Origin of the sequence: Schlesneria paludicola DSM 18645 (genome assembly GCF_000255655.1) — a bacterium.
GTDB lineage: Bacteria > Planctomycetota > Planctomycetia > Planctomycetales > Planctomycetaceae > Schlesneria > Schlesneria paludicola.
On the sequence record NZ_JH636435.1, the window covers coordinates 2,209,733 to 2,223,329 of the forward strand.

Annotated in this window: 8 protein-coding genes; 1 reads left to right on the forward strand and 7 read right to left on the reverse strand. The window is 55.3% G+C overall.

The window, feature by feature from the left end; translation table 11 throughout:
* Positions 1 to 3 precede the first annotated feature (3 nt).
* The 7 genes from OSO_RS0127015 to OSO_RS0127050 form a co-directional block, all read right to left on the reverse strand.
* Entirely contained in the window at positions 4 to 1,707 is a 1,704-nt protein-coding gene (locus OSO_RS0127015) for a GH3 auxin-responsive promoter family protein (RefSeq protein ID WP_010586136.1), read from the reverse strand.
* Between the two features lie 9 nt (positions 1,708 to 1,716).
* Positions 1,717 to 2,772, reverse strand: a complete 1,056-nt coding sequence (locus OSO_RS0127020; RefSeq protein ID WP_157605469.1) for a GNAT family N-acetyltransferase — start codon at positions 2,770 to 2,772, stop codon at positions 1,717 to 1,719.
* Positions 2,773 to 3,214: 442 nt separating this feature from the next.
* Entirely contained in the window at positions 3,215 to 4,669 is a 1,455-nt protein-coding gene (locus tag OSO_RS0127025; RefSeq protein ID WP_010586138.1) for a DUF1501 domain-containing protein, read from the reverse strand.
* A gap of 68 nt (positions 4,670 to 4,737) precedes the next feature.
* The gene (locus tag OSO_RS0127030) at positions 4,738 to 8,817 is read right to left on the reverse strand and encodes a DUF1553 domain-containing protein (protein WP_010586139.1); all 4,080 of its coding nucleotides are present in this window, start codon (positions 8,815 to 8,817) and stop codon (positions 4,738 to 4,740) included.
* A 54-nt stretch (positions 8,818 to 8,871) separates the two neighbouring features.
* Entirely contained in the window at positions 8,872 to 9,660 is a 789-nt protein-coding gene (locus OSO_RS0127035) for an IclR family transcriptional regulator (protein WP_010586140.1), read from the reverse strand.
* A 226-nt stretch (positions 9,661 to 9,886) separates the two neighbouring features.
* Complete coding sequence (locus tag OSO_RS48640) at positions 9,887 to 10,420, reverse strand: hypothetical protein (protein ID WP_010586141.1); 534 nt, start codon at positions 10,418 to 10,420, stop codon at positions 9,887 to 9,889.
* 45 nt (positions 10,421 to 10,465) lie between these two features.
* Positions 10,466 to 11,524, reverse strand: a complete 1,059-nt coding sequence (locus tag OSO_RS0127050; protein WP_010586142.1) for a DUF1559 domain-containing protein — start codon at positions 11,522 to 11,524, stop codon at positions 10,466 to 10,468.
* Between the two features lie 1,180 nt (positions 11,525 to 12,704).
* On the opposite strand from OSO_RS0127050, the gene OSO_RS0127065 reads away from it, so the two are divergent.
* Positions 12,705 to 13,589, forward strand: a complete 885-nt coding sequence (locus tag OSO_RS0127065) for an Fpg/Nei family DNA glycosylase (protein ID WP_010586145.1) — start codon at positions 12,705 to 12,707, stop codon at positions 13,587 to 13,589.
* The last annotated feature ends 8 nt before the right edge of the window (positions 13,590 to 13,597 follow it).

The following is a 13,597-nucleotide window of genomic DNA, read 5'->3' on the forward strand; positions in this document are numbered from 1 at the left end:
TCGTCAGTCCAAGACAATCGTGTCTACCGGCGAAAAATTCTTCAGCCAATCCTGATGCTGTACGAGTCCGGGGTGCTTGTACTGATAGTCACCTGTCCCTTTGCGTCGCAGTTCCGCTTGAATGTAATCGTCCCAACCTTGAGCGGGCAGCCGCAGAAGCCTTGGTGCCGCCAGGACTCCTTCCGTCCGCCGAGCACGCCACAAGAAATTGAGAGAGGCCAACTGTAGATCCAACTCTTTCAGGAAGCCTTTCGCAAGCTCCGAATCCGGAAATTCGGAAATCGTTACGAGAAAGTCGTAATACGGCTTCTGTTCCGGAATTCGTCGGGGGACGCCCGTCAGCAGCCCCAGCTTGACCCCCACCACCGCCGCGGCCTTGTGAGCCCCTTCGACAAGCTGATGTTCGGTGAGTTTTTCCCCTTCCAGGTCGCCAACGCGTGCAAATTTCTGGATAAACTCGAGCTGCGGCGCTTGACCGATGAAACCTCGACAACGGACGAGATCGCCGATGTCAAACCGATAGTAACCGGCTGAATTCGTGATTACGATTCGATAGTCGCGGTCAACCGTCAATTCGTGCCCTTCGAGAACAGTCGGCGTCTCGGATTCCTGCTCGTCGACCGGAATGAACTCGTAAAAACCGGCTCCGACCGAGGGGACACCGTATGGTTCGGTGTCTTGCAGCGGGATGGTATGACGTCCCTCACTGGAAACCAGCCCCATATCGCGCAATGGTGACGAACCGAATAACTCGTGCAAATAGCGCGAGGGGAATCCCGCCGTTCCCCCCAGCCAACAAGAAATGACCGGCTGCTTCCAGTACTCGCTCGGCATCAGTCGCCCAGTTCGATTCACGATCGCTTCCAGGGACATGGCCCCACGGGGATCGGCAGCGGGCACAAATCGCTTCAGCGAAGCCCGAATTGGTTCAGGGATGTCAAATTGCTTCGAAAGTGTTCCTTCGAAGACGTCGCGAATGAGCCGTTCCTTGTACTGATCGCCAATCTCGGCCAGGCGAATTAACGTGCCCGGATTCATCAACATGATCCAGCCGATATCATCCAGAATCGTCAACCTGAGCGCGGCGTAGTGACGCACAACCGGATCGCGAATGTCATTCAAGACGTCTGGAATCGCGTAAAATGGTTTCACCAGGGGTGACTGGGTTCGTGTCAGGAGCGCGCTGACCATGCTGATTTGGTGACCACCGACCGTTCTGCCCATGTCCCACGTTCCCGACATCTGCAGGACACGCGAACCAATCTTGTCGGGATGATCCGTAAAGAGTCGTGTTCCCCAGATCTCCCAACCCGCGCGATACTCTCGCAACCACGAACGTGTCACCGGATTCAGCTTTGGAACACCGGTACTTCCGGTCGTAATGGTGAATTGAATCAACCGATCCTGATCCGGAATGAGCGCTCGAGTATCACCTGCCGCAACAGCATTGATGTAGTGCGCCAGACGAGCATACTCCGAAACGGGAACCTGCTTCCGAAAATCGCTGAGCGTACGAATTGTCTGGAAATGGTGGTCTCTGCCAAACGTCGTCGTCTGACAGGCCCGAATCCGCTTCAGCAACCAGTCCTGTTGAATCCGTGAGGCCCGTTCGAGCCGCCGGACAAATGGATCGCACAAGAACGTTCGCGCCGTCGACAGCGTCGTTCGCAGGACAGATCGAGGAACCAGTCTTGAGACCTTCAGCATGATCACTCACTATCGCCACAGCAAATGAATCGGGGCCGAGCTTGGAATCTCCAACTCCGTACCGACGGATTGCAGGACGAGCATCGAATCCGCCGCTTGAGGAATGAAATGGGCCCGCAGCAATGGCCAAACAGGTGCATCTCCGCACCGCACCTTCAATGCCAGAACAGCGCCTTGTTCGCACATCCGCGCCAATGCATTATTGAGTAGTCGTAATCGATTCCGAGAGGATGTCGATCCGAGAACGATCAGATCAATGACTGCGACTTTCTCAATCGTCTTCGCCCGAAAAGGGATCAAATGATAGTTCACAAATCCGGTGACACGCCCCGCTTCTTCGACGACGAGCGTCTGACTGATGGAATGGCCACATAGCTGATGCCGAAGCATTTCGCTGTCCCAATCCAGCGACAGAACCAGCGATGACACGGCATCACGCACCAGCTGCACACACGCATCCAAATCCGCCAGAGAAAACTCTCGGACGGGGCATTCTCGTTGGATATCGGGCGGAATTCGCATGAACGGTGCGGCAAGCTTTCCAAGAATTCCCTCAACCCGGCTCCAATGCCATTTTGCAAATCTGTCGGGATCAAGCACACGCGCCCAAAACCCGATTTTGCGGTTGAACTTTCGATTGGGTTGTCTGGAGTGCGGTCGTTCCGCCTGCGAATGATTCGACCCGACGTAGCGGTAGCTGGCAATCAGTCGCGTTCCGGAATGGTGCTGACGCAAAATGCGTTCTTGATCGAGCGCCTTGGCAATACCTCGATTTCGATAGTCAGGATGAACCGACAGCCAGCTCCAGTGCGAACCGAGAAATCGCCCAGCCAGCGACTGGATGGGGTAACTCGTTCCCAGCAGGACGCCCGCCAATACGGATTCGTCATAAGCCGCGATGAGATTCTTTCGCTCCGAATCGCAGCTCAATCGAAACTGCCATTCAAAGAAATCCGCCGTCCAGCACGGAAATGTCATTTTGTCAGCGTACGAATGGCTCCAAACATGATTCACAAACTGCACAAGTTCATCGGTCGTTCCGTTGTAGGTCGCGATCCGCAACATCGAGGTCGCACTCTCCTCGTATCTTTGATTGGCATCCGCACCGTAGGCGCCACGAAAATCGAACGATCGCCAGTCTCGGCAAACGAGTCGCATCAAATCTTGCGATCACATTCGCTCAAGAGAGTTCGAATCTGGTGCCGGGTGTTGACTGCGGGTATGAAAGGGGATGTGCCACAGGCCCGCTGCAGCATAACCAAACCGGACGCGGTTGTCAGATCAGGATCGACGGGAATTGTTCCACACCAGCGGTCCGTGACCGATTGACGACCGCCCCACAGCGACCTGATTAAAGAGAATTCCGGCTCAAATAGGGCCGCTCGACGGATCTTGACGTGCTAGATGTCGTCGAGATTACGACAAAAAAACAGGCGAAAATGGGAAGGCGCGTTCCACAACTTCGAGAATCACTCCCATTCAGAACACGACCGATCGACGGAATCGCTCAGGAAAGAATCTCGCGTATGACATTTCCGTGAACATCTGTCAACCTGAAGTCACGACCGCCATACCGATAAGTCAACCCTTCGTGATTCACCCCCATCAGATGCAACACGGTAGCCCACATGTCATAGATAGTGCATTTGTTTTCGATCGCATAGTAACCCAAGTCGTCAGTGGCTCCGTGAATGACACCACCTTTGATGCCGCCGCCCGCCAACCACACACTGAAGCCATACGGATTGTGATCGCGTCCATCGCTTCCCTGGGAGAACGGCGTGCGCCCAAACTCACCCGCCCAGACAATCAGCGTTTCGTCCAGCAGCCCCCGGGCACGCAGATCCTGGATCAGAGCCGCAATCGGTTGATCGACCTGCAGGGCCATCGCTTCATGACCGCGTTTCAATTCTCCATGTTGATCCCAGGGATTGGCAGCTCCGCCTGCTCCGATATTTTGAGTCAAACAACTGAGTTCCACGAATCGCACTCCGCGCTCCACAAGTCGCCGCGCCAACAGGCACTGACGCGCATAGGCCGCTTTTTCTGGAATCGGCGAATCCAGGCCATACAACTTCGTTGTGGATTCCGACTCTCCAGCAATATCGCAGAGTTCTGGTACGGCACTTTGCATACGAAAGGCCGTCTCATAATTCCGGATGGCTGCTTCAACCTGGGCATCGCCCGCCGTCTCGGCCAGAAAGGGTTGATTGAATTGACGGGCAAAATCAAGCCGTCGTCGCTGCGCCGTCATGGGATCGCGCGGGCGAATGTTATGAATCGCCTCGGCCTGGTCCGCTTTCAGAATGGACCCTTGGTGCTGCGCCGGCAGAAACCCATTGCTGAACAGACTGACGCCACCATGCGGCGGAACGGCGGTGCCGCTTTGCAGGACCACAAACCCCGGCAGGTCTCGATTTTCGGTCCCAAGCCCATACGCCGTCCATGCGCCGGCGCTCGGATAGCCCATGATCGGGAAGCCGCTGTGCATGAAAAAATTCGCCTGCGCATGCTCGTTGACCGCCGATGTCATTGACCGAACGACGGCCAGTTCATCAACGACTTTTGCAATCTCGGGAAACATGCTGCTGACCGGAATTCCGCTCTGCCCACTCGGCGTGAACGCAAACGGGCTGCCCATAATGTTGCCGTTGCTGTTGAACATCGTTCGTTCGATCTTCACCGGCATCGGCTTGCCATGATCGCGCAGCAAACGTGGCTTTGGATCGAACGAATCGAGATGCGACACACCGCCCGACATGAAACAAAAGATCACATGCTTGGCTTTCGCCGCATGATGCGTCTGCTTCAAAGCGGCACCTTCGGGCAGCGTCAACGCGGGCGAGACCGCCAGCGATTCATCCATCATTCCCGCCAGTGCCATCGCACCAAATCCGGTTGAACTCGCCTGCAGCATGCGACGACGAGACAGCATTGGAAACGGAAGGTTCAAGCCTGACATTGCAAACGTCCTTACGACTGACGACCAACACGCACGACGAACGTTTCACTCGTTCCCATGCCACAAATTCATTTGACGAACAGGAATTCCTGGAACAGGAACATCGCCCGGGCCAAATCGGTCCAAAGCGACTTTTCGCCCGTGGCATCAACCATCGTGCCCCACGATTTGATCTTCTCTTCAGCCACGGCCAACTGCCGCTTGTCGGTATTCCACTGCTGACGTTCCGCCTCAGACATGGCGGCCACGATCTGCGCATCCGATACGAAAAACGGCGCCGCCAGTGACGATGCCAATACTTCTTCGGCGCTCAATGCACGGTCATAAAGCTGAGCCCGCAGGATACGCCCCGCCAACATCCGATTGCCACCCGCTGGCAGGTGCCGAATCCCGAATCCAATGATGGCTTCCCCCGCCTTGAACTCTTGCGGACCATTGCTTTGATACGACTTTCCATACGGCTGACCTTCGCGGTAACCAATCACCTGACCATCATTTTGATAGACGATGGCCACTTGCACGGGGCGATTTCCAGCGTCCGTTTCAGGTGGAGCCTGGAACGACTGAGTCCTTGCAAAATTATTGCTGCCAGACAGCCATTCTTGAGGATTCTGCTCCGCAAACACGATCGAATCGAACGTTCCACCATCGCGCGACTGAATGGTCATCGCTCCGCCGCCACGCTGATTCAAACCATCCAACTGAACCCAGATCTCGAGTGTTTTCGCCTTGAGGCTTTGCGTTAAGGGAGCAGTGATGACGTAACCTTGTTGATTCAGAGACAAGAAGCCGTTCTCGACCGACGCCCCGCCAAACAATTGTCCATGCGCCAACCCAATGACATCATGCAGATCACCATCAAACTGCCAACGGCCGATGGGGCGCGGAGCAACCTGCTTGCCGACGTCTGGATTCACTTTCATTTCAATCAGCTTCCTCTGCCGCACCGATTCGACCAGCGATTGAATGGCATTCTTGCGTTCCTCCAATTGACGCCGGACCATAGCGACTTGCGTGGCAATCTGAGCGCGCTCTGCTTTGATCGTTGTCAGATACGATTTGAATTCGCGAATTTCGTCAGGCAGAGCCGGGCGGCCAAGTGCCGTCAGGAACATGGTGTTCAATCGCGCCTCGTCACTCGTCGAGACTTCCGCCATCAGTCGATCGGCCCACGCGGAGGCCAGCTCATCGAGACGCTGATCGTTCAACATTGTTAGAGACTGTGCGGGAACATTCGTCACATCCCGCCGTCCCATCGCACTGAACGGCTCGGGAAAATCGAAAGCACGCAGGAATGGATCGAGTGAATTCCGTGCCACCCGCACATAGATACTGCGACGCGCCGACCGTCCGTCGACAGGGGGGCCGTACAGATCTTGATTTAAAGTTTGAGTCGCACTGAGTAACGAATCACGAATCGCCTCGGCCTCCAATCGCCGCAGATGAGCGTGAGACAGATATTCATTGTCAGGATCAATCTGCTGCGACGCCTCGGACGGTCGCGACGACAACTGCCACGTCTTCGACGTCACCGCAAAGCGAATCATTTCTTTGATCGATCCTCCTTCGCTCTTGAATCGGGTCGCGAGATGATCCAGCAGTTCAGGATGAGTCGGCGGCAGGCCGAGGCGGCCAAAGTTGTCAGGGGTTGCGACGATTCCTCGACCAAACAAATGGTGCCAGATGCGATTGACGATCACCCGACGCGCCAATGGATTGTCGTCCCTTAGTAAGTCTTCCGCCAACTGCCGACGTCCGCTTTGGCTCGTCTGATACGGCGTCGCATCAATCGCCTCCAGGAATCGACGGGGCACTTCGTCGGACGGATGCTTGTGGTTTCCACGCTCGAAGAGCCGTTGGTTTCGAGCGACCGTTTCCTGCACTCCTGGCACACGTGTCGGTACGACGATCGCTTCTTCCAGGCGTCGATACTCCGAGAGCAGCGGTTTGACTGTCGTCAGCTGTTCCAGTTGATTCGGCAATAACCCCTGTTTCAAGCAGGCGTCGAGCATCCGTGCTTGAGCGTCCGTCAGGTCTTGATTTCGCCACGCATTCACGGCCGTCACCAGTGCGACGACGTACCGGTTTGCCAGTTCTTCCAGCGAGCGCGGTGGCTGCTGAGCGGCCGATTCAAAGAGTGGGTCGAGAAACTCTTGCGAATCCGTCACGGGCCCCGGTTCACCCTTTTTCACGACAAATGCCTCTGAGATTCCGAACCAGGATCGCGGTTCATTGTTGACGATCACAGGCGCATCGGGTCCCGTGGCGAGTTCGAGATGGAAATCGTCTCCGTTCCAATAGGTCAGATCAAATTTCTGCCACTGCCATTCGGGTGCGATCTTTCGCACGGGAAACACCGTGCCATCCCGCGGGTAGTCTTGGACGACATAGCGGATGCTCGATCCGCCATCGCCAATCACGCGCACCCACAGGTCATACTCGTCGTCGAGATGAACGTCTGCCGAAGAGAAATTTGCGGCATGCTTCGCGGTCAACTTGTTCGTAAAAACCCCCGCTGGATAAATCGCACTGAGAACGCGATCTCCTTCGGCCGCCACGGCAAACTCGCCTGCTGGCGATGGTTGCTCGTCCAGTCCTACCCCTGCACGGAACCAGCTCGCGCTATCCGCTGGCTGCGCCAAGTTCCAACTACGGAAACGGGGATGTGTTAACAATGCCGCACGCCGTTCACGATCCGCCGTCCACGCGGCTTCACGCCGCTTCCAGGCGTCATCGAAACTTATCCCACTGCTCAGATCCTGTTGAAGCAGAGCCCAGTGTTGCAGCAGATGTTTCGGCTGATCCGACTTCTGCCAGAGACTCGAATCCTTCAAAAGGCGTTGATGGAGCTGCGGCACATAGACCCGCCAACTGTCCGCAATACTCGACCGAATTTTCGGTTTTAGCGCCGCAAGTGCTTCGCGATTTCGATTCAGTTCCTCGGTACTGTTGATCGCATTTCGTCCGGGACGACACGACCCCAAAACTCCAAACAGGGCGTAGTAGTCCCGTTGGCTGATCGCATCAAACTTGTGATCGTGACAACGTGCACAGGCCACCGTCAGTCCCAGAAACGCTTTCGAGAACGTATTGATTTCGTCATCGATGAATCGGACTTTCTCATCGAGCGGATCGGTCGGCGCAAACCCGTGAAAAACCATTCGCCAATGCGCGGGGCCGATCATCGATTCATTGATACCCAGTACGGGATTCAGCCGTGGCTGTTCAAGCAAATCGCCCGCAATATGCTCGCGGACAAGCTGGTCGTATGACACGCCCGAGTTCAGCGCCCGGATCAGGTAGTCGCGATACCGCCACGCGTTCTCAATCGTTGGATCGCCTTCGGACCCGTGCGTTTCGGCATAACGAATCCAGTCCATCCAGTGTCGCGCCCAGCGTTCGCCAAAATGAGGACTTTCGAGAAGATGATTGACCAGCAATTCAAAGCCACCCGGCTGTTCCAAGCGAGCGGTCCAAGATTCGACCTCCTCCGCCGTCGGCGGTAGACCGATAAGGGCAAAGTAAAGTCGTCGAACGAGCACGCGCGATTCAGCCGCTTCACTCGTCTTCAACCCTTTTTCCCGTAGCTTGGCGAGGACGAACAGGTCGATGGGATGCACCGACCACGAATTCTCGGCAAGCTTTGGGGGAGCGACATCGTGAATGGGCTGAAAACTCCACCAGGCCTTGCGTTTCTGCAGGACCTGCTCCCAAGCCGTTGCCGCGGCCAGTTCTTCGGCCGAGGGCGGAACATCGCGTGGGTCGGGTGCTCCCATCGCGATCCACTTCTCAAAGTCAGCGATCACCCGATCGTCCAACTTTGCGCCGTCTTGTGGCATGTTCATTCCGACCACTTCGTGGCGAAGAATCGGCAATAAGCGACTTTCGGCGGGGTTTCTCGGCACGATGATCGCGCCGCCGTCGCCCCCTTTCAACAGGGCTGCACGATGATCGACGGCCAATTCACTGTCGGCTCGTATCGCAGAATTGTGGCACTTGTAACACTGTTCCACGAGAACCGGACGGATCTTGGTCTCAAAGAACTCAATTTGCGACGGATCGATCGGGTCGGCGGCCGGCGTCAGGCGCGCACCAACCACCACGATCCCACAAACGATGGCACACACAAATCCACGTGCTCGAAACATCCGCCGACTCCAGGCTCGTTGCTCACATTGCAGTTCTGACAACCGGTCACCGTGTCATGAGTGCTGATTGAATTCATCCGACGCCTGACGCGCCCCGTGCTTGACCACTTCACCAATCACTTCAAATTCATCCTCAGGAATGCGCGACATCGGTGCGGCAATCGTAATCGCGCCCACCGCATTTCCATGCCGATCAAGAATCGGCGCCGCGACACAGTGAATACCGGCCATTCCCTCGGCTCGATCAACGGCAAACCCCATTTCGCGAATTTGCACTAGCTCTTGTCGAAACGCTTTGCGAGAGCTGATCGTCGTCTCGGTAAATCGCTTAAACTGAAGCTTCTCAACGACGACATCGCGTTCCTCCTCGGGCAGAAATGCCACGATCGCCTTTCCAGGAGCGCAGCTATAGCACGGACAGCGGGCCCCCAGGTCGGCGGAGTATTTGAACGGGTGCACCGAAAGCAGTTGCTCGATCACCACCATCTCGACACCGTTCAGGCAGCATAACTGCGTCGTTTCACCCGTCGCGTTCCGTACCCGACGCATCGCGGGAAATGCACTCTCGGCGAATCCGCGGGAGGGTGTCCGCGGTTGCCCGAGCGAGAGCAGGCGGTTCGTCATAAAGTATCGTTTGGTTCGGTCATCGCGTGAGAGATAACTCAATTCGACAAGAGTTCTCACGATCCTCAGGACTGACGCCCCGGGCAGAGCCAATTCGTCAGTGATCTCGCGCAGCGTCGCCCCTTCAGGCCGTCCGGCCAAAACCTCCAGCACATCCAGCCCGCGTTGCAGGCTGGTCACCTCGGACCGGGACTTCGGCTTCAGATTCTCACCGCTCATAGACGACACGCCCTGACAATTTCAATGGATGAACCGATTTCACTATTGAAATCTTGTTCCAGACACTTGTCAAGGTGTGCTCAGCCCCGGCGCGCTTCGAAAACTCGAGTCATTCTGCGCGCGACGACGCGGCGTGAATCAAATTTCGCTGAACGCATCGAAGACGGAAGGCCACATTCGGCCTTTTTTTTTGCGCCGCGCACGCCGAACAGACTGTTGAACTCATCTATTTGAGTTCAATCTGAATCGCATCCGTGCCACCCGGGGGAATTTCCACCACGACGCCTGAGGTGTCGGGACTCTGATACTTCTTGTCGATCTTGACTTTCGGTGGAGGTGGGGTCGTTCCAATCCTGACGAGTCCCTTCGACATCGGGTCATCCTCCGGGTTGCCCACGTAATTGATCGCGACGCGATGTGAACCTGGGACCGCTCCATCGTTCGGCCGATTCGTCCCCAACACGAACTGTCCGTCTTTGTCGGTCATTCCAATCGCAGAGCGATCTTTTTCAGGAGCCAGAAGCACCGAATGAAAGGGAAGGGGCTTCCCCTGGTAAAGCAGCACTCCTTTGGCAGGTACCGTTGCGACAATCTTGCCCGTCGGCTGTGCCGGCGCACACCCAACAACACCCCAGACTGTGACGAGCAGAAGTCGGAGTCGCGCCGATACCTTAAGCCCCCTCATGTTCTTCTCCTTTTCAACTTCACGCAGTTCATCGGCCGAGATCGCCGTGACCGATGAACTGAAAACAACAGGCATACCCATCCAGAAGACGGTCACGATTAAGAAGTCAGTCGCGTTGGATTAGTAGTCGCCTAGAGTTTCCCCGTTCGACTTCGTTCCAACGCCATTCCAGACCGTTGCATCCACGTTTTCGCTTGCAAACCGGACAGACCCATCAGCCAAGACGTAGTTCACACCGCCAGGATGATAGCTGCGAGCCGCCATATGCCCTTGATAGAGCGTGCGGGTGATACAGTCGCGCAGCTTTGCATTGGGCGTCAGCGTGTGCGTGTAGTAGGTCGCGACATTCAATCCGCGGTACCATTCCAACCCGCGATACGTCCACCCAGGCAACGCGCGGTTCTCACATTGCGAAGCATTCGGAAACAAGAGATCAGCGCCCGCCCAAGTCGTCCCAGCCGGCGGCGCGGTCGCCACGCGAAAGTCATTCGGGTCCCCTGCGGCAACGATTGCCATCGAGGCGCTACCCGACTGAGCCGCATTCCCATTGTTCGGTCCCAACTTGATCTCCGCAAACATGGCGGTACTGCTTGTCCCGTCAGTCACATCTCGAATGCGAGTGCTGGAGTTGCGGAAAAACATGCCGTGGTACTGAGTTGACGGGATCGTAGTGGACGGATTCCCGACGGTCGTCATCGTTCCTGCCATGTTCGCATGTGAGCCCAAACACTGCATGTAATTTGTTGACTCGGCCTGGACAAGCTGCGCGACCAAATTGATCTGCTGCATTGGATCAGAGGGACAATGAAAACCTGGAACAACCAGCATTCGTTCCAGAGCTTCAGACGCGGCTGGGTTTCCGTTGATCTGATCATTAATGTCATGCGCATTATAGGCATTTCCCTGATCAAGATACGGCAGAATGTAAAACTGGGCAGACGCCTGTGGAATCTCGCCCGCCCCAAAGTTGTAGGAACAGTCCCCCATCGGGAATACCGAGAATGACGACTCGTAGTTGTGCAGTGCGAGTCCGATCTGCTTGAGATTATTCTTACATTGCGTTCGTCGTGCCGCTTCTCGCGCCTGTTGAACAGCAGGCAATAACAAGGCGACCAGCACCCCAATAATCGCAATCACCACTAAAAGCTCAATCAACGTAAATGCACGCCTTTTCGACATCACGAATCTCCAGTCAAATTAAAATGACGATTCAAAAACAGCATCAAATCCGCATTCTGGATGTATCAATGGGGCAACGATCATGGATCAAACAGGGGGGAAAGGCCCATTGGTCGTCACGAAGTCATGGCGAGTTTGAATCTTCGCAGCGCCAGCCGCCGTCGCTTCAACAAGAATTTGCCCCCTGCGGTGGCCGTTACCGCGCATGTTTTCATGCTCTCGATCGCCGTCCTTCGTTGCGACAACGGGAACACAACCGTATTCAGACTTCTTGAAGGATTGACGATGATCTCGTGAAAACTGGTGGAACCCGATCAAACATTGCGTTCATCGGGATCGCGCGTTGACTCTCGAACAGGTCGGCACAAATGAAATCACGACAGATCTAATAGCACCACACACCTTACAATTGTGTAACGTCAATCAGAATTGAATTCTTTGGTCTTCAGAAGAATGTCACACACTCGCGGACTCCATTGAAACGGAGTCCGCGATCAACTTTGCGACAATTCCGTCTGAAACAGGCAAAAAACGACATGGCGTATCGAACAATCCTCGATGATAAGTCGTTGTGATTTGTTCAGAATTGAAAGGCAAACTTAAATCGAAATGACTGCATTGTTGATGTTAACTATTCTACAAACAAATCGAGTGAGTCAATAAGAATAATATCGCCGGTCGAAACCTACAAATGGCCGGCACCATGCCTTATAACAAATCGAAGAACATATACGTAAACACACAATGCAATGCACACCCGAACACACATCCTTCATCCAGTCGCCAGTTGAATTTAGACAACAGGCACTTTGAGATTCGCGAGCAAGGCGCGTTCTTGAGTCGGAGCGGCACAGGGTCGTTCACGAGTCGGGGATTGACACATTGTCATCGCAGCAGACGTGTGACGCCGCGTAAGGCTCGTGCAGCCGAGTCAGCCCTTGCCGATCAAAATGGATCGATTCCCATTGATGAGTCGTGAACAGAGCGATGAGTGGTACCCGTGCCGGTGAATTCAGCAGCCTGTACAGGAATTCGTGGAGAGCCTGCCAACGATAACCGGTAGAGATCCTTATCTTTGTTGTTCGATTTCGCGGGGATTCGCAGGGCCGATACCAGTACGAGGCGCTTGAAGTCACATGCGGACTTCTTCATAAACAATGCAACGCCGTGGAGCCACCTCATGCCGGAACTGCCTGATATCATGATCTATCTCGATGCCCTACAGCCACGGGTGCACGATCAGCGCCTGGAGCAGGTACGCATCGCCAATCCGTTCCTGCTTCGCACTGTTGATCCACCCATCGAATCACTGATCGGCAAGCGAGCAACTCACCTGAAGCGTCTGGGAAAACGCATCGTGATCGGGTTCGAAGGAGATCTCTGGTTGATCATGCACTTGATGATTGCCGGGCGATTGCACTGGAAGCCGGTCGGCACGAAGCTGCCCGGTAAGATGGGACTGGCCGCATTCGACTTCACGAATGGAAGTCTCACGCTGACCGAGGCTGGTTCTAAACGTCGGGCGTCGATTCATCTCGTCGCAGGAGAAGACGCAGCCAACAGACTCGACGCAGGCGGGATCGATGTGCTGAAGATGACTTCGAAGCAGTTTGCACAAGCTCTTACCAAGGACAACCACACCCTTAAACGAAGCCTGACCGACCCACGTCGATTCAGCGGGATCGGAAACGCCTATTCTGACGAAATCTTGCATCACGCGCGATTGTCGCCCATCAAACTGACACAAAGGCTGACGGCGGACGAAGTCCAACGCTTGTATGTCGCCGTTCGTGAAACGTTGAAAGACTGGATCGCACGACTCAGACAACAAACCGGCGACAAATTTCCCGAAGGAGTCACTGCATTCCATCCCGAGATGGCTGTCCATGGTTGCTTCGGACAGCCCTGTCCCGATTGCCACGCGCCGGTTCAGCGAATTCGCTATGCCGACAACGAAACAAACTATTGCGCTCGCTGTCAAACCGACGGACAAGTCCTGGCCGACCGATCTCTGTCATGTTTGCTGAAGAATGACTGGCCGCGTTCAATCGATGAATGGGACTAGCTCTCCTA